Genomic DNA, 24,652 nt, shown 5'->3' with positions numbered 1-24,652 from the left:
CAGACCCGGCGGGCCGTCAGTGGAGATCCATCATCCTGAGGCTGCTGGTCATGGTGCTGGCGTGTGAGTCGTTGATCGCGCTACGGCTGTCGAACTCGTGCCGTGCGCTAGTGCCGCATCAGGCAACGTTCGCCTTGCCGTGACGTTGGCGGGAACTGTCCTGCTGCTCGCGAGGTCAGCCGAATGTCTCGCGGTGGCGCTTCAGTCGAAGTCGCTGGCGGAAGTGAGGCCCTCGACGAAGGATCCGAAGTCCGTGGCGAGGGCCAACTCCACGCTGAAGTCAGCGTCGAACCATCCGACTGACGGTTCCCCGTGTCGGCCGCACGCCCGGTAGTCCAGCGCGATCCAGCAGGGTCCGTCGCCCGAGAGAAGCACGACAGGCGCGGGCAGACCCCATTCCTCGACCAGGTAGGGACTGTCGAGCAACGAGACTGTGCTTTCGCGGTGGCCAATGCCCATCACATGGTCGAACGGGACGTGGTCCTCGCTCCAGGAGGTCGGCCTGTCTGTCCGGAAAGCGTTCCGAGCACCTGTCACCTGGCCGCCGTTCTGAACGCACAACAGATCAATCAGCGAGGCTGGGAGCGTGACATCGAGCAGTCGCTCGGCGTCCCGCACAGCCTGGTCAGTCAGCGGCTGCTGCACCCCATAGTTGCTGCCAGCGTCCCAGAACGCGGGCAGCACATCGTCAGAACGAGCCATGACTCGAATCGTAGGAGCTACGGGCTGCGGTTGATCGCCGGAGGAGGCTCAGGCGTCCAGAATGATCACGTGGCTGAACGTGTGCGCGTGCGGGAGATCGATGACGACGAGGGGCGGCGGTTGTTGCAGATCGTTCGCCGGGGCACCGGGTCCGTGGTGACCTGGCGGCGGGCACAGATGGTGCTGCTCTCCGCGCAGGGCATGCTGGTGGACAAGATCGCTGCGGTGACGTTCACCAGCGCGGACCGGGTCCGCGACGTGATCCACAACTTCAACGAGGACGGCTTCGACTCGCTGTATCCGAAGTACAAGGGCGGCCGTCCCAGAACCTTCTCGTTGCCTGAGCGGCGCGAGATCAAGAAGATCGCCAAGTCCAAGCCGGCCGAGCACGGCCTGCCGTTTTCGACCTGGAGCTTGGTCAAGTTGGCCGACTTCCTGGTCGCCGAGGGGGTGGTCGACGACATCAGCCACGAGGGCCTGCGCATTGTGCTCCGCGAGGAGGGCGTCTCCTTTCAACGCGTGAAGACCTGGAAGTCCTCGAACGATCCCGACTACGAGGCGAAAAAGGCCCGTGTCGAGCACCTCTACGCCATCGCCGACGGCGAGGTCGTCCCCGAGAACGGCGAGCCCGAAGTCATCTTCTGCATGGACGAGTTCGGCCCGCTCAACCTGCAACCCACCCCGGACGCCAGTGGGCTGGGCGCGGCGGCAAGGGCAAGGACCCCGATCGCGAGCCGAGGCCGCGCCGCCGGGCCACCTACACCCGCCCGCACGGGGTCCAGCACCTGTTCGCGGCCTACGACCTGGGCAAAGACCAGCTCTACGGCCACATCAAGAAGACCAAGAACCGCTCGAAGTTCCTGGAGTTCTGCCGTTACCTGCGCAGTCTCCACCCGGCCGACGTGCGCATCGCCATCGTGTGCGACAATTACTCGCCGCACCTGACCACGAAGCGGTGCCGTCGGGTGGCGGACTGGGCCGAGGCGAACAACGTCGAGATCGCCTACACCCCGACTAACTCCTCGTGGCTGAACCGGATCGAGGCCCAGTTCACGGCCCTGCGCTACTTCACCCTCGACGGCACCGACCACGCCAGCCATAAGGAGCAGGGCAGCATGATCCGCCGCTACATCATCTGGCGGAACAAGCATGCCGAAGACGAGCGCCTTCGCGAGTCGTGAACAGGGCGAACGTTGCCTGATGCGGCACTAGTCGGTCGTCGTACTCCACCAGCTCGTCGTCGACCAGTGCGAGCCGCGCGTACTCCGCAGTGGCCAGCCGCTTCAGAAAGGACGCCTCCGGCCCGGGCCCGAGCTGCTCGAAGCGCACCGTGTAGGCCCACCCCCGATGCTCGTCCGGGATGTCAATCCCCCGGCTGCGTGGAGACGATCTGTGCGGCCACTTCCTCGTCGAGGGTGGCTTGCAACTTGGTCGACACTTGGCTTCCCAGCTGGGAACTCGTGATCGCTGTTCGAATAAACTGAGCCGGACGAGGTGGCAGTGGTCAAGGGGGCGCTGTGGCAATCGAGTTGCCGAGCGAGGTTGTGTCGTTCCTGCAGTTCATCGGGATCAACTGGCCCGAAGTGAACGAGGACAAGGTTCGCGAATTCGCCGGTCATGTCAGAGAGTTCGCCTCCAAACTGGATGACACGCATCAGGGGGCCACCGCCACGATCAAGCAGCTTGAGGATGTCTACCAGGGGGCGTCCTACGAGGCCCTGCTGGAGAAGTGGGCCCATATGTCGTCCAGTCACGTGACCGAGCTGGTGGATGCCTGCCATGCAGTGGCCACTGCTTTGGATGTGGCAGCCGATGTGATCGTGGGGATGAAGGTCGAGGTCATCGCCGAGCTGGTGGTGCTGGCGGCATCGTTCGTGGCGGACCAGGCCGCGGCGGTGGCCACACTCGGACTGGCGGAGGCTGCAGAGGTGGCGATCGTGGAAGCCGCGGAGAAGCTGGTCGACTACCTGGAACAGCAGCTTGAGCAGTACGTCATCGCGCAGGTCATCGAGGCGGCGATCAATCCGCTGGTCGAGATCGTCGGCCGGGCCGCGAGCGGCCTGGTGTTCAAAGCTGCCGAGGTGGCTTTGGGGGTGGCTGCCGGCGGCGGGTCGGGGGGTGCGGGGTTCATGATCGATCCGAAGGCGCTGCACAAGCGCACTGAGCTCCTGCACGGTCACGCCGAGAAAGTGGCGACTCACGCCGAGGTGTTCAAGACCAAGCTCGCGGGGGTGAGCTTCGCGTGACCAACCGGATCGTCAAGGCCTTCGAGCACGGTGCCGAGAAGCTGGGCAAGACCATCGGCGAAGATACCGGCAAGGCGTTCAAGAACCTGTACCACGACACTGGCAAGAGGCTGAGGCGGATAGCCGACAACCACAGCGAGAACGATGCCAAGCATGCCGCCGAGCTCGAGAAGATCTTCAAGAAGGGCAGTCACGAGGAGACACCCCGGAGGCCCAGTTCCGGCGACAGCGGTCCAGGCCGCGCGCACACGTCCGACGGCCTTCGCGGGAAGGAAGGCACGTCTGGCACTGGAGGCCGGGGCCGCCAGCAGGTCGACAATCCGCGTGAGGCCGGTCGGCCGCAGGAATCCGTCTGCCCCGGCGGTGAGCCGGTCGACATGGCGACGGGGCGGATGTTCATCGAACAGATGGACATATCGCTTCCGGGTGCCCTGCCGCTGTTGTTCAAGCGATCCTTCGAGTCCGGTTACCAGGCCGGGCGCTGGATGGGCCCCCGTTGGGTGTGCACCTTCGACGAGCGGCTCGAGATAGACGCCCAGGGCGTGGTCTATCTCAGCGCGGATCGATTCTCACAGGCGTACCCGCACCCAACCGGTGACGAACCCGCGCAGGCATCGGCAGGCGTCCGTCTTGACCTCGTCATGGACGCTGTGACCGGCGACTACACGCTGACGGACGTCTCGACGGGGCTGGTCCGGGAATTCAGCCGTCAGCCGGACGGCGAGACGGCCCTGCTCACCTGTATACGCGACCGGTCCAACCACCGAGTCGACTTCACCTACGACGCCGACGGTACACCGCTGTGTATGAACCATTCCGGCGGTTATCGCCTTCGGGTCACAGTGGAAGCCGGCCGGATTACCGCCCTTCATTTGGTTGGCGCGGGCGAGGACGGCGAAGACGCCTTGGTGAAGCGCTACGGCTACACCGACGGGCACCTGACGTCGATCTACAACTCCTCGGGTCGACCTCTGTGCTTCACCAACGACGCTGAGGGCCGGATCCTTTCCTGGACCGACCGGAACGGCACCCAGTATCTCTACACCTACGACGAGTTCGGCCGGGTCATCGAGGAGGGTGGCACTGACGGCTCGCTCCGGTTCCAGTTTGAGTACGGCGATCCAGACCCGGTCACCGGTATCAAGGTCCACTCGGAGACCAACGCGCTCGGTCACACCACCCGGTATGGGGTCAACGAGCACGCCCAGATCGTCTCGCAGACCGACCCGCTCGGTAACACCACGTCCTTCGAACGGGACGAATACGACCGCCTGATTTCGCGAACCGATCCCCTTGGGCGCACCACTCATTTCGAGTACGACGACGTGGGCGACCTCATCGCCGTCACCCGTCCGGATGGCCAGCAGTCCACGTCCGCCTACTTCAGTGATTCGGGCATGCCCACCCTGATCACCCGTCCCGGCGGCCGGACTTGGCACCAGACTTTCGACGAGTCCGATCGTCGTACGTCACTCACCGATCCCTCCGGCGCAACCACCCGCTACACCTACGACGAGCACGGGCACCTGGCCTCCGTGACCGATCCCCTCGGCCACTCCACCCTCGTCCGGTGCAACCCGACCGGCCTCCCCATCGAGATAACCGACCGGTCCGGTGCCACCAGCCGGTACGAGCGCGACGCCTTCGGTCGCGTCACCGCCGTTACCGACCAGCTGGGCGGCGTAACCCGGCTGACCTGGAGCATCGAGGGCCACCTAACCTCGTACACTGCCTCCGACAACAGCACCGAGACCTGGACCTACGACGACGAGGGCAACCTCCTCACCCATACCGACCGGCTCGGTCAGGTCAGCAGCTTCGAGTACACACCCTTCGAGACCATCGCTGCCCGTACCGCTCCCGATGGCACGCGTCTCACCTTCACCTACGACGCTCACATGCAGCTCGTGGCCGTCACCAACGCCATGGGGCAGAGCTGGAATTACACCTACGACGCTGCCGGACGGCTCATATCGGAGACCGATTTCAACGGCCGGAGCGTCAATTATGAACTCGATGCTGCCGGCCAGATCATCGGGCGCACCAACCCTCTGGGCCAGCGGGTCGAATACTCCTACGACGTTCTCGGCCAACTGGTCTCAAAGAACGCGGACGGAGCGGTTACCCGCTACGCCTATGACCTGTCCGGTCATCTGATCCGGGCCACGAGTCCCGACGCCGACGTGCTCCGAACCGTCGACGTTCTGGGAAACCTTCTTACCGAGACTGTCAACGGACGCACCCTCACCCATACCCTGGACATCCTTGGGCGCCGCATCGGCCGCACCACCCCCAGCGGACACACCAGTGCCTGGGCCTACAACGAGGTCGGCCGCCGTACTTCCCTGACGACCTCCGGTGGGAGGGTCGACTTCGCCTACGACGCAGCCGGGCAAGAGTACGAGCGCATCATCGGCGAACACCTGACGCTGGCCAGCACCTGGGACACCGAGCACCGCCTCACCGGTCAGATCCTCCGCTCCGAGCAGACGGTACTGCAGCGCCGGGACTACACGTACCGCGCCGACGGCACTCTCACAGGAGTCGAGGACCAGCTCAGCGGTTCCCGCACCTTCGACCTCGATGCCGCAGGGCGCGTCACCGCCGTCCACGCCGCCACCTGGACAGAGAACTACGCCTACGACCCGGCCGGTAACCTCACCGAGGCAGACTGGCCCGCAACCGGTGCCACCAAGTCGGCAGTGGGCACGCGTACCTACACCGGTACTCAACTCAGCACCGCAGGACGTGTCCGCTACGAGTACGACGCCGCGGGCCGTACCACACTCCGCCAGATCGCCCGCTTGTCGAAGAAGCCCGCCACGTGGCACTACACCTGGGATGTGGAGGACCGTCTCACCCACGTGATCACGCCTGATGGGACACGCTGGCGCTACGTCTACGACCCCTTCGGCCGCCGGATCGCCAAGCAACGCCTGGCCGAGGACGGCATCACCGTCGAGGAGCGCACCGACTTCACATGGGACGGCTCGAACCTCGCCGAACAGACGACCTACGCTCCACACCTCCCCGGCCCATACACCATGAGCTGGGACCATCGAGGCCTTCACCCGCTCGCGCAGACCGAGACCATTACAACCTCAGCGACCACTGGCTCGGCGACGGCCGACACCTCGCAGGAGCAGATCGATCGCCGGTTCTTCGCGATCGTCACCGACCTCGTCGGCACCCCGACCGAACTCGTCGACACGACCACCGACGCCATCGCCTGGCGGGCCATCCCGACCCTTTGGGGCAACACCACCTGGGCGAACGGCAACACCACCTACACGCCGCTGCGTTTCCCGGGTCAGTACTTCGACCCCGAGACTGGCCTCCACTACAACCTCAATCGCTATTACGATCCCCAGACTGCCCGCTACACCACCCCGGACCCACTCGGTCTCAGCCCCGCTCCCAACCCCGACACCTACGTCCACAACCCGTACACCTGGTGCGACCCGCTCGGCCTCATGCCCGACGAGAGCGACGACCTCAAGAAGCAGCTGATGGACCTGGGCAAGAAGCGGGTCCAGCACGTCGCGGACAGCCTTGGCGAGGACGAACAGGCTCCGGGTGCCTACGCCGTGGGCCGGGACCGGACCACCGGTAAGATCTACTACGGAGACAGCGGGCCTGCGACGGGTCACGAGAAGGCTGTGACCGACGCGATGCCAGAGGAATCTCAGCACCCATCCGGTCGTCCACCAGGGGTATGTGCCGAGCCGAGGATGTTCACCAACGCGATCAAAGACGGAGCCGATCCAAAGAACATCGACCTTGTGACCGTCAACAGCAAGGGCAAGAAGTTCAAAATGTGTGAGAACTGCAGGACCTGGGTCCCCGGCTTTGGAGGAGAGGTTATAACGGGATGAACGAGACGCCTGAGCGACCGGTGATCCAGGAGATCCGAGACTCCCTGTCGGGAATCGCCAAATTCGAAGTCCACCCACTGGACATCGACGACGCTTTTCAGCGGTACATCGAGGACGGATACGAAGTCACCGCCCAACTCCAGGAGTTCCTGGAGAAATTTGGCGAACTCACTGTGACCTGGCGTTTTCGGGATTCCGAAGTGGAGCTTACGACGTCGGTGGAGAGGACGCTGGAGTCTACACACGCTACGCCCAGGAACGTGTGTATCTTCTCCAAGCGCCTGGGTCAGCCTGTCGCGCTGGTCGGTACGGCGTTTGACACCGAGGAGTGCGTGCTGCTCGCGGAGAACGGCGACATCTTGTTCGCTGGCGACGCCGGTTTCCAGAGGATCGCCAACGGCTTCGAGAACGCGATTCGTGCCCTCGCTACTGATAACTGGGACAAGACGTTCTTCTGAAACGGTCCGGCCACTCGGCGGCCTTGAGGTGAACGTCACCGAAGACCGAAGTTGGTTACCTGCCCTACAAGTAGTTCCCTTGAAGCATTGAGACCTGCGGAAAGAGTGATCGGCTTCTGAGAATGACGAGAGATGAAGCCGTCGAGGTGGCCCGTGTCCACCTGCGGGAAATCTACGGAGGCGGTCCGCCGACCATCGTGATGCAACCAGAGCTCTCGGTCGAGCACGACATGGCGTGGGCGGTGCGATTCGACAGTCAGGAACACCTCGACACCGGGGATATCACCCAGGCGCCTATGGTGCGCATGGTCGTCGTCTTCAAGGACGGGTCGTTCGTGGGATTTCCCCCCTCCGCCTACACCACTGAGCAGTCGAAGACGTGGCTGGCCACGGGGCAGCGGCCCAGGAAGCCATTCTGAGCCCATGAACGATCCAACATCGCTGGCCGAGGACTGGTTGCGGCGGACCTATCGCGGAATGGTGGAGCTATCCGGCTCCGGCCCGGTTGCCGAGAGGCCTCAGGCATGGATCTTCGGTTGCCGTGCGCGGCCAGTGCCCGGCTACCCCGACACCCCCATGCTGACCTCGCTGCTCGCGGTGCCCAAGTCCGGCAGCCTCCCATTCCACCCTGCCACCGACGATCCCTGGGGGGATTTGGAGGCCTTCGACCGTGCCCCAGGGCCGCGCGACCCCGCTGCACAGGCCCTTCGCACCAACGCACGGGGTTGTCTGTTGGCCGCAAACGCCGCCTTGGACGGCGCCAGGGCCACGCCCTTGCCCTGGATGCCGTTCCATGAGGCACCCGGCTGGTGGGACCGTATGATCCACTGGCACTTCCCCGCCGCCGAGGTGTCGGCCTGTGCGGACTGGAACGAAGTGATCACCGCGGTGCAGGAACCGGGTCCGGGTACCCGCGGGGCGGTGTGGATCCGCCGTGAAGCCTACGGTGTCGAGGCGACAGGACACCTGGTCTACGCACACAACCAGGATGGCCAGGTGGTGCTTCTCGATCCACAGGCGGGTCGGCTGGCGCGTCTCGAGCCCACCGGGGTCCGTCAACTGACCCTGGCCCGCTTCGCGGGTGGTGTCGGCGGCAACGAAGCCGGGCCGGGGGCATCTGCCTGGCACCGTCAGGCCCCTGACCTCACGTCGGCGATCGGGAAGGCGGAGGAATGGCTGCTGGACGTATACAGGGGTGAGGTTGCCCTGGTCGAGCCCTCGCCCGCTGACGAACTTGCGCGCGGGTGGCTGTTCGCCTGTAACAGCAAGGCGTTCCTTGCCCACGGACGTCCAGCCGACGCCATGCTGGACGCTGCCCTGGTCGTACCCAAGGACGAGGGTGAGCCGTTCGGGCTGCCCAACACCGATCCATGGGGCTGGCTCGCGCGCTGGGACGGTGGTACTGAGCCGGGCGGCGAGGGCCTCGAACTGCCACCGAAACCGGGGCCGGTGAAGTGGATGCCGGAGACAATGGGCCGACTGGGGGCCGTGGTCTCCGTCACGGACCACACGGAATGGGCAACGGTCCTGGCCGAACTGGCTACCTGGCCTGAGGGAACTCGCGCCGTGGTCTGGGTCCGTCGCACTGACCGCCGGGGCCGTGAGTCTGTCGGATTGCTTGTCGTTGCTGCCCACACTCCCCGGGGCCTTGTGTTGATCGATGCCGCGCGTGATGCCCCTGCCTCACCGGACAACACGGGAGTGCGCTCTCTCCACGTCCTCCGCTACCGCTGAGGGCCGGTGCCGAAGAGGACTGGAGCCCGCGGTCGAACCGGCGCGAGCTCAGCCGACCTGCTTGCGTGGTCCGAAGGGGGGTGCCGATACCTTCGGGGCGGCTCCTTGCGGCTTATGATCACAGTTTCTCCACTGGAGCCCCATGCCAGCCGTAAGAACCGCGTAAGTGAAGGTCATAGGGTGTTGTGTGACCTATGGGGAGGGTGAGCCGGGCAGTGCGACTGCCGCTCAATAAGCCTGTACGCATCGCCCATTGAGGCCCGGGTGAGTCACCCGGGCCTCTGACACGTGTGGCCGGACCGCATCGTGCCCCTCATCCGAATGACCGCATGAGAGGTAGCCATGTCCTATTCGACGCCGCCACCGGGCGGGCCGGGAAACGCCGGCCCGTACGGGGCACCGGTCCAGCAGCATGGGTGGTATCCGCCACCGCCGCCACCGCCTGACAACTCCGGCGAGGGCAAGGGCCTGAAGCGCGTCGTCATAGGTCTGCTGGTCCTGGCTGTGGTGGCCGTCTTCGCAGTCGGTGGCCTGGCTCTCTACAAGGCTGTTGGCGGTGGCTCGCTGCCCGGCGCCCAGGACGGCGGCGACGAGGCACAGCAGATTTTGAGCCCGGACGAGATCGACACATTGCTCAACGGCCGCACGAATGCCTTGAAGAGCGGGGACGAAGACGAGTTCCTGAAGCCGTTCGTCGGTGCGGCAAAGGACAAGCAGCGCAAGATCTTCGAGAATCTGCGGAAGGTTCCCTTCGCGGAGAGCAAGTACATGGTGCTCCAGCAGACCGGCGACGGTTCGGATGAGTACGGCTCCGATGTGAAGCTCGCGCTGGATGTCGCCTTCGTCCATCAGATCAAGGGCGTTGACGTTCGACCGGTATCCGAGTGGTATCGGTGGACAATCGAGAAGGAGTCCGACTCGGCCGCGCCGCGCATCAGTGAGGTGGGGGGATCGCCGGGCGCGAGCGCCTTGGCCAACGCGGTCTACTATCCGGCTCCCTGGGACCTCTACGACGACATGTACGTCAAGCGGCAGGCGCACACCATCACGATCTCGGCCAGGAAGAACGCCGCTGACGCCGGCCGTTTCGCGCCCATCATCGAGCAGAGCGCTGAGAAGGACATCGCGCTGTGGGGATCGAAGACGTCGTCGGTTCCCAACACCCCTGAGGGCTTCCTGGTCGTACTCGAGCCGAACCGTAAGACGTACTCGAGGCTGTACAACAACAACGGATCTGACGTGGGGTGGGATGCTGGGCAAAGCGTGCCCATGCCCGCCTTCAACAACGGCAGCAGCGACAAGGATCAGCTCGAATACGGCGGCGCGCGCATCAAGATGGACACGTCCGCGGGCCAGTTCACTTCCTCCGCCTGGCCCAGAGGCGTCGGAGAGATCTCCCGCCATGAAATCGCGCACGCTCTTGTTCAGCCGCAGGACCCTGGTGCCTACGGCGATGACGAGAAGACGAGCATCCGGGCGTGGGTTGTCGAGGGATTTGCAGAGTACGTCTCCTATCGGTTCGACCCGACTCTGGGTGACCAGCAGGTGCGTGCTGACCTGGCGGGGGAGGAGTTCGATGGCTCACTGCCCGGCCAGGACTTCTCGTCGGCGTACAACTCGGTCAGTGCGAACTACGGCCTGAGCTATCTGGCCAATCGATTCATCGCGGAGAAGGGCGGCGAGGAAGCCCTCTTCGAGTTTGTCGTGGACCACTACAGGCATCCGACGAACCTCGACCAGCAGTTGCAGAAGGCAGTTGGCATGAACGAGAGCGAATTCCAGACCGCGTGGGCCCAGTACGTCAGGAGCAACATCCGATGAGCGCCAACGGGCCTGTGCCGGGTTCCGGTCCCTACGGGCAGCAGCCCCCTCCACCGCAGCAGCCCCCCATGCCGCCCCAGCAGGGCTACCAGCCGCCGCAGGGATACGGCTATCCGCAACAGCCACCGGCGACACAGCCGGGACAGCCCGGTTACGCCTACCCACAGCAGCCGTCCGCCAGTCCAGCGGGGCAGCCCGGTTACGGCTATCCCCAACAGTCGTCGGTGCCCCCGCAGTATCCGATGGCTCCCCAGCCCGGTTACGGTCATCCACAGCAATACCCCGGAGCGCCTGTTCCGTCTGCGCGGCCGCGGAAGAAGAAGACCGGGCTGATCGTGCTGCTCGTTGTCGCACTCGTCGTGCTCGGTGGGGCCGGAGGTGCCGCGTGGTACGTGTTGGCGAACTCCGCCACTGAGCCGCTGTGGAGCGTGCCGACGAACGCGAATTGGACGTTGAGCGCTCAGGAGGTGGACGGCACCTGGTTCACCGACAAGGCTGTGGTCCAGACCCTCTCCGATGGTGTGAAGGCCTACGACCGGAACACCGGAAAGCGGCTGTGGGCCACGCCCCTGCCCGGCGCGGGTAACCAGGCCTGCGTCGCCCCCTCCGTCTCCGATGGCGGGATCGGCGTCGTTGCTTATGGTGCCTCGGGTGCGGGAGGAGCCCACGGCAAGTGCGACCACGTGGCGGCGTACGACCTCAACTCCGGCAAGGAATTGTGGCACCAGGGCTTCAAGGTGAAGGACGAGTTCAACTCCGGCACCAAGCTGGCGGTGGCTCGTACGGGCGAGACACTCGTGATCACCACCGACAGGGAGCAGGTGGCGTTGAAGGCGACTGACGGCACCAAGGCCTGGGACGTGAAGAAGGTCGTGCCGAGTGACTGCGGCACCGGCACGTACACCGGCGGCAAGAACCTGATCCGTACGACATCGTGCATCAAGGCAGACGCTCTCACCGGGAAGCCGTGGACCGAGGCATCGCTCGTGGACCCGGCCACCGGCAAAGCGGAGTGGACGAAGCGATTTGGCGAGGGTGAAGCGGACATTGCGATTTCCACTTCCCCTCTCGTGATCAGCGGAGACGCGAAGGGCGCGTTCGCGCTCGATGAGAAGACCGGTGAGCGACGCGGCACGTTCCAGGGGATGACGAACAAGTACTTCGTCCTCCCTGAGGAGGACGGTAGCCCGATGGGTCAGGTCGCAGGCGTCGGGAACATCCTCCTGATGGGGACGGCCAAGCAAGGGAGCACCAAGGGAGAATTGAAGACGCTGGTTGCCTACGACCTGGACAGTGGAAAGGAACTGTGGAAGGCGCCGGCTTCCAACACAATTGAATACCTTCCGCTCAGGGACACAGGTAGCAAGCGTCTGTTGGCGTACGTCACCGACGGCGCCAATAAGCCGAAGCTGGTGGAGTTCAATCCCAAGGACGGCGCGATGACGACGGTCGTCGAGTATCCGGAAGAAGTGGAGACGCACATGGGCATGGAAAGGCCGTTCTGGCACAACGGCGTGCTCTACCTCAGCTCGGTCGGCGGCAGCATTGAAAGCGATTCCTACGCCCTCGTGGCATTGCCCACGACCGCCTCGTAGGCACGGACTCGGTGGTGAGGCAGACCACGATCGTCTGCCTCACCACCGCGCGCCATGGCGATCCAGGCGGTGACAGCGGGATACCGGACGTCCCGGCGTCGTTCAGCGTGTCCCATCGTCTGCCCGGGCGCTCTCGGACCGCACCTCGGCCACAGCTGGGGGAGGCGGAACTGAGGTCGTGATTGTGGCTCGGGACCCGGTGGCTCAGGGCTTGCCGATATCGACCGCCCACACTCCCGTACCGTTGTAGGCCTCGGGCGTGGCGGTCAGCACCCGCCCCTCGACAGCACCGGCGATCGCGGCGTGGACGGCGTGGCCGTAGGCCCATTCCAGACCGGCTGCCACCACCTGTTCGACCGTTGCCGTGCCGGCGAAGTCGAGTGGTAGGAATTCGAGACCGGGCAGCGCTCCGACATGTGCGCGGGGTGTCCGGAAGTGGTGCGCGGCCGAAGCCTCACTGGCCATGCCCTAGGGTGCAACGTTGCACGCCCTGGCGTGACTCCACTTCCAGCCTGCTCATCATCACGGGGATCTCTTATGCGTTTGGCGACCGTACTCTTCCTGATCGGCGTCCTGTTCGGGTCCGCACCCGCTCCGGCTCAGGCGGCGCCGGTGCGTGACTCCGTCGCGTACGCCTCGCTGTCGGCGACGCGGAGCAGTGTCGGCATCGGCAAGAGTGGCGGTGGCAGGGGCAAGAGCCACGGTGGCTACCGGAGGTCGAGCGGTGGTTACTCCTACCGCGGCAACCACGGGAGTTCGTACTCGGGGAAGGGGAAGATGCCTCTGTGGCAGGCGTTCATCGTCCTGTTCCTCTTCGGTGGCCTCATTGTCTGGGGCGTCGTGAAGCTGGTGCGCAAGTTCCGGAACCACGTGAGCGCCTGACTGCCAGTCGGGACTTGTTCCCGCGTCGAGAGCATCGGTTGGTCTCTGCGCCTCGAACTCATGAGTGAGTAATAGCAACGGGGGTTGCCATATGCGCTTTGGGGTTGTTTTGCGTTGCGGTGAAGGGCATTTGGGCCGGTCGAGAAGAGCCGACATGGCTTCTGGCTTCTCGCGGCTGATGAAGTCGGATTCTCCTCGCGACGCTTGACGACTCGCGTCAGCCGCTGCCACGCCCTGTGCACCGGCCTGTCGACGACCACTGAGCCTCCCCCCGGGCCCCTGCGTGACACCGGACGTCCAGGGCGTGGTCGTCGGCGTCGGCGTCGGCGTCGGCGTAGTACGCCCGCCCATTGGGGTCGAGATGTGAAGGCCTGGAGGGGATTCGGCCGACAAGTCCCGTGACGTGCGGCTTGGTTGGAGTCGTTGACCAGGCCTTTGCTTAGATGATCAAGCACGTTTGCACGCAGTCAATAATCACGGGGTTTTCATGCACACGCCTGTCCTGTCCGTCCGGCGCACTGCCGCCGCCCTCGCCTGCGCCGCGGCGATGGTGTCGCTCGCGGCCTGCAACAGCGGCGACACCGATGCCGTGGGGTCCGGTGGCTCCACGCCCTCCAGGACCGCAGAGGCCAGTCCTGCCGCCGAGCCGAACGGCGTCGAGAAGCTCACCGCCAAGGAGATCTACGACAAGGGCCACAAGGCCAACGCCGGCGCCGGCTCCTTCCGGGAGCAGATGACGCGCACAGACGCCACGACCGATCTGCTGCTCTCCGCCACGGAATGCGTCGGTACCGTCAAGATGTCGAAGGGCGCCTTCCAGATCATCCGCAAGGGCAACGACGTCTGGGCCAAGCCGGATTCGGCGATGGTCAAGGAGTTCAACTCCGAACTCGGCGCCAACACGCTCTCTGCCGACAAGTGGCTTCACGGGACGCCGAGCCACCCGCTGATGAAGGGCTTCGCCAGCTGGTGCCATCAGGAGCAGTTCACCGCCCCTGACACGCTCGACGCCGGCAACAAGGTGACCAAGGGGAAGGTCACCACGGTGGACGGGCAGCAGGCGGTACCGGTGATCATGACGGCGAAGGGGCAGTCGGTCACGTGGTACGTGGCGACCACGGGCAAGCCGTACCTCTTCAAGCAGGACAGCACCCGTGAGGACATGCCGGACGTGGTGCACTCCGACTTCGGCAAGGCGGTAGGGGCGCAGGCGCCCTCCGGGTCGGTCGAAGAGGCGCCGAAGGAGTAATCCCCGGTTCCTCCGGTTTCCTCAGTTTCCCCGGTTACGTAGTCGACGGCCCGGCGGGCGTAGTTGCCCGCCGGGCCGAATCTTTTCGTGGCGCAGGCCACGTGACCGCCCTGCTGGACGAACTCGCTGAGTTGCTCCGGTGATCAATTGCTCCGGTGATCCGGAGACCCGCCACTCACTCCCCGGCTACCCGAGAGCGGTGGGCGCGCCGGAGGCCGAGCAGTTCGGCGACGGTCTCCAGCCAGCGGGCGGTCTGCTCGTCGCCGTCGATCCCGTCGGCGGTGGTGGCCGCGGACTCCAGCCACGCACGCACCGTGGACGCCGCCTCGTCGCCCGGCACCGGCTCGCGCAGCTCGGCCGCGTACCGGACGCCCCCGCTGCGTACCACCTTGGCGACGAAGGCCACCGCCCGCGGCTGGATGCCGAGCCGGTCCAGCAGGACGGCGGCGCCGACCGCGCCGTCGCCGAAGAGGGCGGTGCGGTGCGGGCCGGCGAAGGAGAGGCCGTACCGCAGCATCGCCGGGATGTCCGACTGCGCCAGCTCGTCGTCGGTCCGGCCGGGGGGCGAGCTCTGCGGCGCGGAGGTCATGGCTTCCTCACGGTGACGGTGTAGGTGTGGATGGTGGCTCGCTCCTCCTTTGGGAGAGCGGGGCTGCCGCTCGGGACCGGGGACGGGGTGACGGGACCGCCGGCATCGCCGCCGCCGGCGCAGGCACCGCGCGGGCACTGGATGAGCCGGATCTTCGTCGTGCCCGGACCGACGGCCTTGAAGCCGAAGAAGTCCGTTCCGCTCCCGCTGCCGACGGCCTCGTCATCGGCCTTGATCTCCTCCCGCTTGTCCGTCCGCCGGACGACGTCGGCGTCGGGCTTCGGCGATGTCAGGTACCACCATTCCCCCATCGCGGTGTCGACCGGGACGGACAGCGTGAACTCCTTCCCCTCATCCACCTCTATGTGCTTCTCGCCCAGCTCGTAGGTGTCCGGCCCGGTGCTGCCGCAGCCCGCGAGCACGGTCATCAGCAGGGCGGGGAGGGCGAGTCGGCGCAGGGCGCTGGTCATGACGCTCACTTATCGGTCGGCGGGCAGGTGGACGGCGTACGCGTCGGGCATGCGGGAGTCGGAGGCCTTGTCCATGTGGCCGTTGACGAAGTCGTCCTCGCTGACCCAGGTCGTCTGGCCCCACGGGTTGTAGATCTGCAGCATGTCGCCCTCCTGGCCGATCACCATCATCTGGTGTCCGACCCGGCCGTCCTTGTCGTGCCCCTCCACTTCGAATGGGACGGGTTTGCCCTCGGCGACGGATTTCTCGATGTCCGGCAGCACGTCACGGCGCTCGTCCGCGCCGCGAATCTGCTGGTACTCGTACTTGCTGCCGGTGTGCGGGCTGATCTCGTCGTTGGCGATCTCGTTCTGCCCGTCGCTGTCCATTCCGTCCGGGACATCGGACCACCAGTGCAGGTAGTCGCCGTCGCCTTCCTCGTGCAGGCGCAGCTGTTCGTCGTGGAGACGGTGGCGGAAGGCGTCGGGGTCGTTCTCCTGCCCGGACGGTCCGCCGGTCAACTCCAGGGCGTAGAGGGGATCGACCATGGCGCGGGCGGTCACGGTGCTCGACGGCACACAGGTGTTGCCCTCCTGGGACCACTTCTCGTCGCCGAACCACTGGTAGTCGGTGTTGCGGTTCGACCCGTCCGGGTTGAGCCCCTCGTCCACCTTGCTGTCGTCGGCCGTGACGATCGGGCTGAGGTGCTGCTGAAGCCAGTACGGGTCCTTGCCGTGGATCTTGTCGCGGAACTGGTCGACCTGGTCCACGTCGTAGCCCGCAGCCAGCGCCTTGACCAGATACGCCCGCTCCTGCGGCGTCTTGGCATCCGCGAGCATCCGCTCGAAGCGGGCCTCGTCCTGCGCGTTCATCTTCTCCATGAAACGGCCGGACCGTTCGAGGTCGTCGGCGGTGAGGAGTTCGTTCTGCTCCTGCGGGCCCCCGAACACGCCGACGTCGGCGAGGACGAGGCGGTCGGCGGCGGAGATGTTGTCGGTGTGCATGTGCCCGGCACGGGCCTCGGCCGCGTACTTGTTGAGCTCCCGTGCCGCCGTCCGAGCCGCGTCGTCCGCCTCCTGCGCCGCGGCGTAGAGCAGGTTGGCCCCAGTCCCCGCGATGTCCTGGGCTCGCTTGCGGTCGGCTTCCTCGTCGTCCGTCTCGACCATGTCGTCGAAGAAGCCGTCGTCGCCGCCGAGCATCGTGCGGGCCTTCCGCAGCTGCTCGCGGCCGTCGCCGTCCTTGGACTGGGCGGAGGTGAGGGCGTCCGAGAGGTCGTAGAGGGCCTTCGACGCCTTACGGAACGCCTCGGCCATCTGCTCGGCGGAACGGCCGGCCGCCGCCACCACCTCGGCCGCCTTGGCGCCGGTGCTGCCCACCCACACCGACGGAAGTCCTGTCGCGGCGACCTTCTCGACCCTGTCTTGTACGTCGGCGGCATCGTCGGCCTGGCTCTTGTAGCGCTGGGCGATCGCGTCCAGGGTGCTCGGGGAGCCGACCGGCGCGGAGACACCGAGGAGGTTGCCGATGGCCGCCAGGACCTCGTTCTTGCTGTCGGCCGCCGCGAGGTCTCCCGTGAAACGGTCGATCTCTTCCTTGCGGTCGGTGGTGGACTCGCCTGCGTCAGCCATGTGGTGAGAGCCCCGCTGTCCTTGCTCAGGTGTCAGGTGTCAGGTGGAAGCACACACGTCGGTCCGGTGCGCGCGGTCGCCGGTGTGTCGAACTGTGTGGCGTGTGCCGGTCCGTCAGTCGAAGTCGGAGAGGCTCGGCGGAGGTCCTCCCGGGGTGGGCTGGGTGCCGATGGGTGGCTCACCGAGGGTGGCGGGGCGCGCGCCCGGGGTAAGACCCGTGGTCGTCCCCGGGTGGGCAGCGGCGGGCATGGTCGTCAGGCCGTCGTTCGCGCCCGCGGAGTGCAGCGCGAGGATGGTTTCGTGGTCGGCGCTCTGGTACTTCTGCTGGGAGATGCTGACCTTGTCCGCGAGTTCGTGCAGCGCGGCTTCCAGTGTCTTCGCCTCGGCCTGCCAGGCGGCCGCGAAGTTGTCGTACGCGGGACCGGAGTCGGAGCCGCCGAGAGCGTCCGGTGTGTAGCACATGTGGTCTTCCACGGCCTTGCGTATGGCGCCGACATCGGTGCCTGCCCGGTCGAGCTTTCCGGCCTCGCCGTCCATGCCGCTCGACTGGATCCTGTAGCCGTCCGAGCTCGCACCGGACATGCTCCCCGCCCCCTGATCTGAACGGCCGAACACCCCCGCGGCGGTCCAGGCCTGCTGACCAGCGATGATACCTGATCTTGTGTCATGAGCACGTGGCGTCAGTCCTCGACCGGTGGACGCCAAAAACATCGCCGCGGACAGGGCTTTGGTGACGGAGCCGTCGACGGCGATCTGTTCCAGGATGAGGCCGACAGCGCGGTCGTAGTGCTCCAGCGCGATCTGTCCGAGTTCGGCGAAGGCGCCGAGCCTGATCCACTCTTCGCGACGGTCGCGGATCGTGGCGGCCGACCAGGTCGTGTCAGCGATCGCCTGGTAGGAGTGGCCGAACCGCAGAAGCTCCGGCATCTTGTCAGCGACGACCGGTCGATTCCCCTGGTCAGGGGTGGTTTCGATCAAGGTGATGGGTCCGGAGGCCCACTTCTTCGGGAGCGCTCATATGTCTTCACTTGGCAGTGCGTAATACGCGTCATACACTCTCTTCATGGCCAAGACCCGCATCAGTATCAGCCTCGACCAGGAGCAGGCCGAACGCATCAGGCAGCACGCCGAGAGGGCGGGGCTGGACGTATCGGCGTACCTGGTGCACGCCGCGACACGGCAGATGGCGGAAACAGAGGCCATAGAGGAGCGGTTCTCCGAGGTCGACGCCCTTATTGCCCGGGCTGAAGCGGAGGCAGACGCCCTTACGGACGAACACGACGACGCTGTGCCGGAGTTGACCGAGCAGGAGCGGCGGGACGTGCAAGCCGCACTCAACCTCGTCTACAGGGAAGACCGCGAAGCGGCTCGCCCCGGACAGGTCGCGTGACCGTGCGGATTCCGGTCTACGACACCGGAATGCTGATCGCCCTGGCGGACCGTAAAGCGAAAGCCGTGGCCCTTCACAGCGGCCTCAGGGCCACGCCTCATCGGGCACTGGTCCTCGGTCCCGTCGTGGCCGAGGTGTGGCGCCCGCGACCAAGCGTCGTCCATGCGTTGGCCGGCATCCTGAAGGATTGCACCGTGCCACAGGCACGCACATCGGAACCGCCCCTGCGTGAGACGAAGGCCGGCCGGCCGGAGTGCATCGCCTGTGCCACCGGCCTCGATGTCACTGACTGGCGACGCATCGGCACGGCTCTGGGGCAAGCGAAACTTCCCGCCAAGAAGAACCTTGATGCGGTGGACGCCTGGGTGGCGCTGTCCGCCGTGAAGCATGGCAGTGCGGTGATTTTCACCAGCGACCCGGAGGACATCGAGGCGTATCTCGACGTGCTGAACCCCGGCGACGTTCACGTCGAATCGGTCTGACGGGGCGCAAGGCGGCGCATGGTACGGGGGCCTCGCGGGCGTGGGGCTCAGGGCCCGCAGGTCCCCGATTCGGCGGTGCACTGCCAGTCCGAGAAGCCGTCCTCGGGGTGGCGGACGGCGTGGTCGAAGTCGATGAAGCCGCGGATGAGGATGAAGGTGAGGAGGACGGGGACGAGCCCCACCAGCACCAGAATGATCCGCAGCACCCATTTCGTCGCCCGGCGGCGGCCAGGGTCCTGCTCAGCTGTCCGGCCCCCGTCCTGGTGGCGGTCCCGGTCCTGCTCTCGGGCTCGGCGAGTGCCGCTGTTGGGGGCATGCTGACCGGTCATGCGCAGGACGTGATCTCGTCGGAGGTGCCGTAGACGTTGAAGTCCTGTGCCAAACCTACGGTGTTGAGGTGGGCGATGTCGGCCTGTTCCAGGTTCACTCCGCCTCCGCCTCCGCCGACGTCGCTGCGATGCTCGCTCGGGATGCCCCAGTCGTAGCGCCTCTGGACCTCGACGCGGTAGGTGACCTCGCCGTTGTGGACGTAGCCCGTCAGCCGGTACCGGAAGTGGTTGAGCGCGTAGTACCAGCCCATGTTGCTGTGGCCGTCCTTGGGATTGGGAGCCGTGCTCTGCCGCTCGCTGGTGAAGGGGCCGTTCGGGCGGCCGTGTACATCCGTGTGCAGGGTCTGGTCGACGTCCTTCTGGAAGGCCGGGACCTGGTCCATCAGGGTCTGCGGGTCGACCTCGACGTCCGTGCCGCTGGCGTCCAGGCAGTGCTGGATCAGGCTGGCGGCGTTGGGAAGGTGCACGCCCTGCAGCAGAAGACCGCGAACGACGCCAACTCCAGCTCCGCGGAAGCCGAGGAAGCGCTGTGGTGCACCAGGCAACCCACGGAGTGCGGGTAGGCGGGTTGGTGACGGCCCTGCGCCCCTCGTCTCCCCCGTGGACGAGGGGCGCAGGGCCCTCCGTCACGTGAAGAACACCACCAACAGGCTGACCACGAGGCCGAGTACGCCCACTCCGACCGTCACCAGGGTGGTGCGGAACAGGCCCTGGCTCTCCCCCTCTCCGTAGGGGAAGCCGGTGACGGCGCAGAAAAGGCCGACGGCCAGGGCGATCAGGGCGCCGAACCACCATGCGCAGCCGAGGGCGATGGCGTGGGCCCAGCCCTGGTCCTGCATGTAGGAGACGTCACTGATCCTGCGGGCCTCGATGACATGGCCGCGCTGGTACAGGGCGTCGCTCTTGAGCTCGGCGTTGAGGTCCTTGACCTTGCCGTCCTCGGAGGTGAAGGTGCCGTAGCACCACCTGCTCTTGGTCTTCTTCCGCGAACTCGAACTGCTCGACGAGCTCCGGTACTTGTAGTCGACGGTGCAGTTCTGGACGGTGAGCTTGCCCGGTGTGGAGGTGGCGTACTTGTAGGGACCGAGGTAGGAGCCGAGGGCCAGAAGGATGAGGCTCACCAGGATCAGGCCTGCGCCGATGAGGCGGCCGCGGCTCGCCCGATCTCCCGGTGCGGCGGTGTTCGTCGCGGTGTTCCCGTGTACTTGTGTCATTGGGGGTTCCGGTTCCTGAGGGGGATTCGGGCGTTACAGGACGAATGCGCAGACGAGTGCCGCCACGACCCCCAGGCCGAATACGCCGCCCAGGACGGGGCCGGTGATACGTGCGGCCGGCAGGCGCTGCCAGGAGTCCGAGAGGGCGGGGCCGTTGCGGGCGCCGAATCCGGTGAGCAGGCAGAAGATGCCGAATGCCACCAGGGAGAGGCAGAGCGCGAGAATCCCTGCGTCCTTTCCGGGGGCCCGGTCCTCAGGCAGTTCGAAAGTGCCGTCCGCTTGTACGACGGGAATTTTCGCGCCGGTTTCAACGCGCGATGACGTGTTCACTGTGACGTCTTGGTAGCTGGCGCCGCCTTGCTGTGCGGTCCAGTTTCCGGTGCAGCTGAACTCTAGTTGTGTCGTACGCCTGTGCGTGCCGTAGTGGGTCTTGGTGTGTGTTTCGCATGAAGAAACGGTGAGGGTTCCTTTGGTGCCGTCACCGGCGAGTTCACTGCGCAGTTCCGGAATCGTCACAACGGCGACGACCGTGGCCACCAGGAGCAGCCCCAGGCCTACGAGTCTGCCCACCCAAAGGCTTCCTGTACTGCCGTAACGCGGCTGTGTTGTCACCACTGTCGGTCGTCCCCCTGGGAAGCTTGTTCGGTCTCTTGGCTGGTGGATCGGCGGGTTGGCGGGGTGTGCGCGAGGAGTCTAAGGTATCCGTCTGTCGTCCTATATGAACTGCGCCAAGTGAAGTCCGGGGGAGAGTAATGGCGTTCGAATCCTTTGATGTGGACACTGGAGTACTCCGCACGCAGGGGGTGAACTTCGCCGAACTCGGGGCCGATTTCGGGAAGGCCTCCAAGCGGCTCCAGGACACTCTCGAAGATCTTGGAGAGCCGTGGGCGGACGCGGATTTCGGGGAGATCTTCGGGCAGGTCTACACGCCGGTACGTGACGGAATCTTCACATCGATGGACAGCCTGGGGAAGCGGCTGGAGAGCATCGGGCACAAGCTGCAGGACCTGGCGCACAACTACGACGAATCGGAATCGTCGAACTATGTGCTGATGGACGGAATTTCGGGCCAACTCTAACTGAAAACTCCAATTAAATTCGGGGACATCGGCATGTCGCTCACACTGCCCAGCGAGCTTGTCTGGGTACTCGACCTCCTCGGCTACAGCTGGCCCGAGGCCGACGAAGAAGCACTGCACAACGTCGCCGAGGCCTGGCGGGCCTTCGGCAAGGATCTCGACACCATCCAGACGGAGGGCGAGGGACTCGCCCGCACGATCCTCGCGAGCAACGCCGGTACGGCCGTCGAGAAATTCAGCAACGACTGGGGTGCCTACACCGGTACGAACGGCCAGGACAGCTACATCCCCGACGCGAAAACCGCGTGCGAAGTGATCGCCCTCGCCTTCGACGCGGCCGCGATCGCGGTCCTCACGGCGAAGCTGTCCGTGATCGCGCAACTCATCGCCCTGGCCGTGGAGATCATCGCCGCGCAGGCGGCGGCCCCCTTCACCTTCGGACTCTCCGAGGTCGGCGCGCTGGGGGCCACGCAGGCCGCGCGGGTGATCGTCCGAGAGCTGCTCAACAAGCTCAAGAAGGAGGTCATGGAGGCGGTCACCAAGGCCATGGAGCACGCCACCATGGACGCCCTCAAGAAGATCGCCAAGGAGCAGCTCGAAAAGATCACCAAGGAGAAGGTCAAGCAGTTCGCCAAGGACAAGATCAAGGAAGAGGCGAAGCAGTTCGTCCAGGAGAAGGTGGTGGACGCGGCCAAGGAGAAGGCCAAGGAAGCCGCCGTCGGAATGGCGCAGAACATCGCCCAGCAGAGCATCGAGGCCCACTTCGACGAGCGGTCCGGCATCGACCTCGGGGAGACGACGGACGTCGCCAAGAAAGCGGGCAGCGAATACCTGGACGGCCTGAAGAACGAGGTCAAGGGGGGCGAGGGTTCGACCCTCGCCGGATACACCGATGTGCAGGGGCACGTGGACGGTGCCGTCGACGCCGCGACGGAGAAGGTGACCGGGGCGGTCGGGGATCGCGTACAGCACGGTGTCGACGCGCTGTCCGGACACGGTGGCAACACCGGGGAGTCGTCCGACGGGGCGGCCGAGTCCAACACCTCCGCCTCCGCCTCCGGTTCCTCGAACAGCACCACTACGCAGGCGTCCCACTCCAACAGGCCGGCCGCCGCCTCTGCCTCCTCCTCGCGCTCCGGTGCCTCGCACAGTGGCGGAAACGCGCAGGACTGGGCTCGTAACGAGTTCGGGTAACCCCCGACCCACCCTCGCCGCTCTTCGCCGACCTCACCTCCAACACGCCGCAACAGGAAGGACGTACGCACCCATGACCGCGGACCGGGAGATCCAGGACGAGGAACTCATGGGGATCGCCCAGGACCCCGAACAGGCCCTGCGGCTGCGCCGCTCCCTGCGCACCATCTCCGGCGCGAACTCGCTCGATCCGACCCTGCGCGAGATGGCGAGTGAGGTGCTGAGCGGACGCGTCGACGTCAAGGACGCCTTCCAGGACCCTCGTTACACCGAGGCCGTCTTCCAGCGGCTGCACGAGATGCGCCGGGTGGCCGAGGACCAGACGCACGCCGAACGCCGGCAATCCAAGGGCCAGTTCGCGGACTGGGACGCACGGCAGCAGGCCGAACTGGACCGCGAACGTGCCGAGCGGGACGCGCCCGTGCACGGTTCCGCGGAGGGGAAGCGGTCGGCTCGGCGCTGAGGACTTCAGCGCTGAGTGGCCGCCCGTTCGTGTATGCGCGAGGATCCGTGCGTACGCTCCCGGTGGCCCTTGCGGTCCGGAACGCCCATGTAGCCGGCCTCGCGCTCGGTCTCGCCGAGCCACAGTTGGGGGACCTGCCGCTGGATTGCGGCGACCAGCGGCACCCGGGAACTCGCGGGGACGGGGAGGCGGTAACGCAGCCGCGGGAGGGTGCAGTGCAGCGGTTCTTCTTCGCGGACCAAGCCCCATGCCGTCGACGCTCACGCCGGAGTGCCGGGCCGACCAAATGGTGATCATGCAGGTGACGCCGATGGAGCCCATCAAGAGCCCCATGACGATTCCTCCGATCCCCTTGGGGTTCGGCGCACCGTCCCCGAGGCCGGCGGTCATCGCTGTGTCACCGAAGAGAACGAGGGCACTGATCGCCGTAGCGACGCCAAGTCGTGATGACAGCCCTGCCTTGCGCTGAGGCAGGGCGGTACAGCGGCGGCCAAGTCACGCCTGACGGCGCTGGTTGCCGATGAGGTAGGCGATGCCCCAGGCGGCGGCTGCGGCGAGTACGAGGCCGAGCGGGGAGAACCAGTCGACTCCGCCGGTGGTTTCGTTGTGCCACCAGGCCTTGGCCGGGAGGAACGGGGTGTATTCCAGCATGTCTCTGATCGCCATGAGCGACTGTTCCTTGGCGATGATGAACGTGACGGCGTTGGTGTTGCCGAAGAAAGTGCCGAGCGCGGCGATGACGGCTCCGCCGATCCGGGCACCGTTGCTCCCGCGACCCACCCTGCCGACCAAGGCGCCGACGATCGCGCCATTGAGGAGCGCGTGGCCCAGGTAGAGGGTGTTGGCCACAGCGCTGCTCGTGATGTCCTTGTACGTGGCCAGGATGAGGCCGCTGTAGAGCAGCGACACGATGAAGGAGACCAACAACCCGAGGAACACGGCGCCGACGGCATTGCCGCTCGCGTTCGGACGCTGCCCGAAGGGGGGCGCCTGGAACGGAGGTGTCGGCTGCATCGGGTACATCGGCTGCACCGGCGGTTGCCCCTGGGGCACGGGCTGCGGTCCGGCGTACATCGGAGGCGGCCCGGGCTGCATCGGAGGCTGTCCAGGGGAAGGCGGCGGTCCGAATCCCGGCTGCTGCAGCGGCGGTGCGGGCTGGGCATACGGGTTCGCGGGGTTCTGTGGTGGTTGTGGTGGCTGCCCGGGCTGCGGCGGCGGTTGGAACGGCGGCTGGCTCATGATTCCCCGTGGAGTCAATGGAGGTAACTGGCA

General features: G+C 65.9%; 25 protein-coding genes and 2 pseudogenes. 15 read left to right on the top strand and 12 right to left on the bottom strand.

Going from position 1 to position 24,652, the window contains the following annotated elements; genetic code table 11:
* Positions 1 to 201: 201 nt before the first annotated feature.
* The gene (locus ACWDAG_RS35790) at positions 202 to 702 is read right to left on the bottom strand and encodes an SMI1/KNR4 family protein (protein WP_450699715.1); all 501 of its coding nucleotides are present in this window, start codon (positions 700 to 702) and stop codon (positions 202 to 204) included.
* Positions 703 to 771: 69 nt separating this feature from the next.
* Between ACWDAG_RS35790 and ACWDAG_RS35785 the strand changes: the two are divergent.
* The 8 genes and pseudogenes from ACWDAG_RS35785 to ACWDAG_RS35750 all read left to right on the top strand — a co-directional run bounded on the left by ACWDAG_RS35785 (position 772) and on the right by ACWDAG_RS35750 (position 12,431).
* Positions 772 to 1,903, top strand: a pseudogene (locus ACWDAG_RS35785) (IS630 family transposase).
* A gap of 316 nt (positions 1,904 to 2,219) precedes the next feature.
* Entirely contained in the window at positions 2,220 to 2,948 is a 729-nt protein-coding gene (locus ACWDAG_RS35780) for a WXG100-like domain-containing protein (protein ID WP_450699714.1), read from the top strand.
* A complete protein-coding gene (locus ACWDAG_RS35775; RefSeq protein ID WP_450699713.1) occupies positions 2,945 to 6,823 on the top strand; it encodes a DUF6531 domain-containing protein in 3,879 nt (1,292 codons plus the stop codon). The genes ACWDAG_RS35780 and ACWDAG_RS35775 overlap by 4 nt, the downstream gene beginning before the upstream one ends.
* Positions 6,820 to 7,281 carry an SUKH-3 domain-containing protein gene (locus tag ACWDAG_RS35770; RefSeq protein ID WP_450699712.1) on the top strand — a complete coding sequence of 154 codons (462 nt, stop codon included), beginning with the start codon at positions 6,820 to 6,822 and terminating at the stop codon, positions 7,279 to 7,281. The genes ACWDAG_RS35775 and ACWDAG_RS35770 overlap by 4 nt, the downstream gene beginning before the upstream one ends.
* A 122-nt stretch (positions 7,282 to 7,403) precedes the next feature.
* Complete coding sequence (locus ACWDAG_RS35765; protein WP_450699711.1) at positions 7,404 to 7,700, top strand: YrhB domain-containing protein; 297 nt, start codon at positions 7,404 to 7,406, stop codon at positions 7,698 to 7,700.
* 4 nt (positions 7,701 to 7,704) lie between these two features.
* Complete coding sequence (locus tag ACWDAG_RS35760) at positions 7,705 to 9,015, top strand: YrhB domain-containing protein (RefSeq protein WP_450699710.1); 1,311 nt, start codon at positions 7,705 to 7,707, stop codon at positions 9,013 to 9,015.
* 342 nt (positions 9,016 to 9,357) lie between these two features.
* Complete coding sequence (locus tag ACWDAG_RS35755) at positions 9,358 to 10,836, top strand: hypothetical protein (RefSeq protein WP_450699709.1); 1,479 nt, start codon at positions 9,358 to 9,360, stop codon at positions 10,834 to 10,836.
* Between the two features lie 68 nt (positions 10,837 to 10,904).
* Positions 10,905 to 12,431 (top strand): outer membrane protein assembly factor BamB family protein, encoded by a 1,527-nt coding sequence (locus ACWDAG_RS35750; protein ID WP_450699708.1) that lies wholly within the window; start codon positions 10,905 to 10,907, stop codon positions 12,429 to 12,431.
* Positions 12,432 to 12,635: 204 nt separating this feature from the next.
* Here ACWDAG_RS35750 and ACWDAG_RS35745 read toward each other — a convergent pair whose 3' ends face one another.
* Complete coding sequence (locus tag ACWDAG_RS35745) at positions 12,636 to 12,896, bottom strand: hypothetical protein (RefSeq protein WP_450699707.1); 261 nt, start codon at positions 12,894 to 12,896, stop codon at positions 12,636 to 12,638.
* Positions 12,897 to 12,974: 78 nt separating this feature from the next.
* Here ACWDAG_RS35745 and ACWDAG_RS35740 point away from each other — a divergent pair, with 78 nt between their 5' ends.
* Together ACWDAG_RS35740 and ACWDAG_RS35735 are read left to right on the top strand one after the other, a co-directional pair.
* Positions 12,975 to 13,313 carry a hypothetical protein gene (locus ACWDAG_RS35740; RefSeq protein ID WP_450699706.1) on the top strand — a complete coding sequence of 113 codons (339 nt, stop codon included), beginning with the start codon at positions 12,975 to 12,977 and terminating at the stop codon, positions 13,311 to 13,313.
* Between the two features lie 487 nt (positions 13,314 to 13,800).
* On the top strand, positions 13,801 to 14,562 hold the full coding sequence (locus ACWDAG_RS35735; protein WP_450699705.1) for a hypothetical protein: 762 nt from the start codon (positions 13,801 to 13,803) through the stop codon (positions 14,560 to 14,562).
* Between the two features lie 175 nt (positions 14,563 to 14,737).
* On the opposite strand, the gene ACWDAG_RS35730 is transcribed toward ACWDAG_RS35735, so the two are convergent.
* The 4 genes and pseudogenes from ACWDAG_RS35730 to ACWDAG_RS35715 all read right to left on the bottom strand — a co-directional run.
* On the bottom strand, positions 14,738 to 15,151 hold the full coding sequence (locus tag ACWDAG_RS35730; protein ID WP_450699704.1) for a hypothetical protein: 414 nt from the start codon (positions 15,149 to 15,151) through the stop codon (positions 14,738 to 14,740).
* Complete coding sequence (locus ACWDAG_RS35725; protein ID WP_450699703.1) at positions 15,148 to 15,621, bottom strand: protease inhibitor I42 family protein; 474 nt, start codon at positions 15,619 to 15,621, stop codon at positions 15,148 to 15,150. The genes ACWDAG_RS35730 and ACWDAG_RS35725 overlap by 4 nt, the downstream gene beginning before the upstream one ends.
* Positions 15,622 to 15,630: 9 nt before the next feature.
* Positions 15,631 to 17,229, bottom strand: a complete 1,599-nt coding sequence (locus ACWDAG_RS35720) for a peptidoglycan-binding protein (RefSeq protein ID WP_450699702.1) — start codon at positions 17,227 to 17,229, stop codon at positions 15,631 to 15,633.
* A 723-nt stretch (positions 17,230 to 17,952) separates the two neighbouring features.
* Positions 17,953 to 18,162: pseudogene (locus ACWDAG_RS35715) on the bottom strand (IS5/IS1182 family transposase); the annotation flags it as partial.
* A gap of 130 nt (positions 18,163 to 18,292) precedes the next feature.
* Between ACWDAG_RS35715 and ACWDAG_RS35710 the strand changes: the two are divergent.
* Positions 18,293 to 18,619 carry a plasmid mobilization protein gene (locus tag ACWDAG_RS35710; protein ID WP_450699701.1) on the top strand — a complete coding sequence of 109 codons (327 nt, stop codon included), beginning with the start codon at positions 18,293 to 18,295 and terminating at the stop codon, positions 18,617 to 18,619.
* Positions 18,616 to 19,101, top strand: a complete 486-nt coding sequence (locus ACWDAG_RS35705; protein WP_450699700.1) for a hypothetical protein — start codon at positions 18,616 to 18,618, stop codon at positions 19,099 to 19,101. Before ACWDAG_RS35710 ends, ACWDAG_RS35705 begins: the two co-directional genes overlap by 4 nt.
* 47 nt (positions 19,102 to 19,148) lie before the next feature.
* Here the strand turns inward: ACWDAG_RS35705 and ACWDAG_RS35700 are convergent, their stop codons facing one another.
* The 4 genes from ACWDAG_RS35700 to ACWDAG_RS35685 all read right to left on the bottom strand — a co-directional run bounded on the left by ACWDAG_RS35700 (position 19,149) and on the right by ACWDAG_RS35685 (position 21,181).
* On the bottom strand, positions 19,149 to 19,430 hold the full coding sequence (locus tag ACWDAG_RS35700; RefSeq protein ID WP_450699699.1) for a hypothetical protein: 282 nt from the start codon (positions 19,428 to 19,430) through the stop codon (positions 19,149 to 19,151).
* Positions 19,427 to 19,897, bottom strand: coding sequence for a hypothetical protein (locus ACWDAG_RS35695; protein ID WP_450699698.1), 471 nt, complete (start codon positions 19,895 to 19,897; stop codon positions 19,427 to 19,429). The genes ACWDAG_RS35700 and ACWDAG_RS35695 overlap by 4 nt, the downstream gene beginning before the upstream one ends.
* A 159-nt stretch (positions 19,898 to 20,056) precedes the next feature.
* A complete protein-coding gene (locus ACWDAG_RS35690; RefSeq protein WP_450699697.1) occupies positions 20,057 to 20,644 on the bottom strand; it encodes a hypothetical protein in 588 nt (195 codons plus the stop codon).
* A gap of 33 nt (positions 20,645 to 20,677) precedes the next feature.
* The gene (locus ACWDAG_RS35685) at positions 20,678 to 21,181 is read right to left on the bottom strand and encodes a hypothetical protein (RefSeq protein WP_450699696.1); all 504 of its coding nucleotides are present in this window, start codon (positions 21,179 to 21,181) and stop codon (positions 20,678 to 20,680) included.
* A gap of 215 nt (positions 21,182 to 21,396) precedes the next feature.
* On the opposite strand from ACWDAG_RS35685, the gene ACWDAG_RS35680 reads away from it, so the two are divergent.
* The 3 genes from ACWDAG_RS35680 to ACWDAG_RS35670 all read left to right on the top strand — a co-directional run bounded on the left by ACWDAG_RS35680 (position 21,397) and on the right by ACWDAG_RS35670 (position 23,380).
* Positions 21,397 to 21,723 (top strand): hypothetical protein, encoded by a 327-nt coding sequence (locus ACWDAG_RS35680; RefSeq protein WP_450699695.1) that lies wholly within the window; start codon positions 21,397 to 21,399, stop codon positions 21,721 to 21,723.
* A gap of 33 nt (positions 21,724 to 21,756) precedes the next feature.
* Entirely contained in the window at positions 21,757 to 22,917 is a 1,161-nt protein-coding gene (locus tag ACWDAG_RS35675) for a WXG100-like domain-containing protein (RefSeq protein ID WP_450699694.1), read from the top strand.
* 73 nt (positions 22,918 to 22,990) lie between these two features.
* Positions 22,991 to 23,380, top strand: a complete 390-nt coding sequence (locus ACWDAG_RS35670; RefSeq protein WP_450699693.1) for a hypothetical protein — start codon at positions 22,991 to 22,993, stop codon at positions 23,378 to 23,380.
* 5 nt (positions 23,381 to 23,385) lie between these two features.
* On the opposite strand, the gene ACWDAG_RS35665 is transcribed toward ACWDAG_RS35670, so the two are convergent.
* Positions 23,386 to 23,622, bottom strand: a complete 237-nt coding sequence (locus ACWDAG_RS35665) for a hypothetical protein (RefSeq protein WP_450699692.1) — start codon at positions 23,620 to 23,622, stop codon at positions 23,386 to 23,388.
* Between the two features lie 253 nt (positions 23,623 to 23,875).
* Positions 23,876 to 24,394: a hypothetical protein gene (locus tag ACWDAG_RS35660; protein ID WP_450699691.1), complete on the bottom strand. Its 519-nt coding sequence runs from the start codon at positions 24,392 to 24,394 to the stop codon at positions 23,876 to 23,878.
* Positions 24,395 to 24,652 lie beyond the last annotated feature (258 nt).

It is taken from the genome of Streptomyces sp. NPDC001157, from assembly GCF_053598255.1.
Note: the sequence above shows the minus strand (reverse complement) of the source record. Positions and strands in the feature narration are given on the sequence as shown.

Bases quoted from the DNA above. Each gene is read 5' to 3' on its own strand.
- ACWDAG_RS35790 (WP_450699715.1), bottom strand. From the start codon at position 702: ATGGCTCGTTCTGACGATGTGCTGCCCGCGTTCTGGGACGCTGGCAGC.
- ACWDAG_RS35770 (WP_450699712.1), top strand. From the start codon at position 6,820: ATGAACGAGACGCCTGAGCGACCGGTGATCCAGGAGATCCGAGACTCC.
- ACWDAG_RS35765 (WP_450699711.1), top strand. From the start codon at position 7,404: ATGACGAGAGATGAAGCCGTCGAGGTGGCCCGTGTCCACCTGCGGGAA.
- ACWDAG_RS35760 (WP_450699710.1), top strand. From the start codon at position 7,705: ATGAACGATCCAACATCGCTGGCCGAGGACTGGTTGCGGCGGACCTAT.
- ACWDAG_RS35755 (WP_450699709.1), top strand. From the start codon at position 9,358: ATGTCCTATTCGACGCCGCCACCGGGCGGGCCGGGAAACGCCGGCCCG.
- ACWDAG_RS35750 (WP_450699708.1), top strand. From the start codon at position 10,905: ATGCCGCCCCAGCAGGGCTACCAGCCGCCGCAGGGATACGGCTATCCG.
- ACWDAG_RS35745 (WP_450699707.1), bottom strand. From the start codon at position 12,896: ATGGCCAGTGAGGCTTCGGCCGCGCACCACTTCCGGACACCCCGCGCA.
- ACWDAG_RS35735 (WP_450699705.1), top strand. From the start codon at position 13,801: ATGCACACGCCTGTCCTGTCCGTCCGGCGCACTGCCGCCGCCCTCGCC.
- ACWDAG_RS35730 (WP_450699704.1), bottom strand. From the start codon at position 15,151: ATGACCTCCGCGCCGCAGAGCTCGCCCCCCGGCCGGACCGACGACGAG.
- ACWDAG_RS35725 (WP_450699703.1), bottom strand. From the start codon at position 15,621: ATGACCAGCGCCCTGCGCCGACTCGCCCTCCCCGCCCTGCTGATGACC.
- ACWDAG_RS35720 (WP_450699702.1), bottom strand. From the start codon at position 17,229: ATGGCTGACGCAGGCGAGTCCACCACCGACCGCAAGGAAGAGATCGAC.
- ACWDAG_RS35710 (WP_450699701.1), top strand. From the start codon at position 18,293: ATGGCCAAGACCCGCATCAGTATCAGCCTCGACCAGGAGCAGGCCGAA.
- ACWDAG_RS35700 (WP_450699699.1), bottom strand. From the start codon at position 19,430: ATGACCGGTCAGCATGCCCCCAACAGCGGCACTCGCCGAGCCCGAGAG.
- ACWDAG_RS35690 (WP_450699697.1), bottom strand. From the start codon at position 20,644: ATGACACAAGTACACGGGAACACCGCGACGAACACCGCCGCACCGGGA.
- ACWDAG_RS35680 (WP_450699695.1), top strand. From the start codon at position 21,397: ATGGCGTTCGAATCCTTTGATGTGGACACTGGAGTACTCCGCACGCAG.
- ACWDAG_RS35675 (WP_450699694.1), top strand. From the start codon at position 21,757: ATGTCGCTCACACTGCCCAGCGAGCTTGTCTGGGTACTCGACCTCCTC.
- ACWDAG_RS35670 (WP_450699693.1), top strand. From the start codon at position 22,991: ATGACCGCGGACCGGGAGATCCAGGACGAGGAACTCATGGGGATCGCC.
- ACWDAG_RS35660 (WP_450699691.1), bottom strand. From the start codon at position 24,394: ATGCAGCCGACACCTCCGTTCCAGGCGCCCCCCTTCGGGCAGCGTCCG.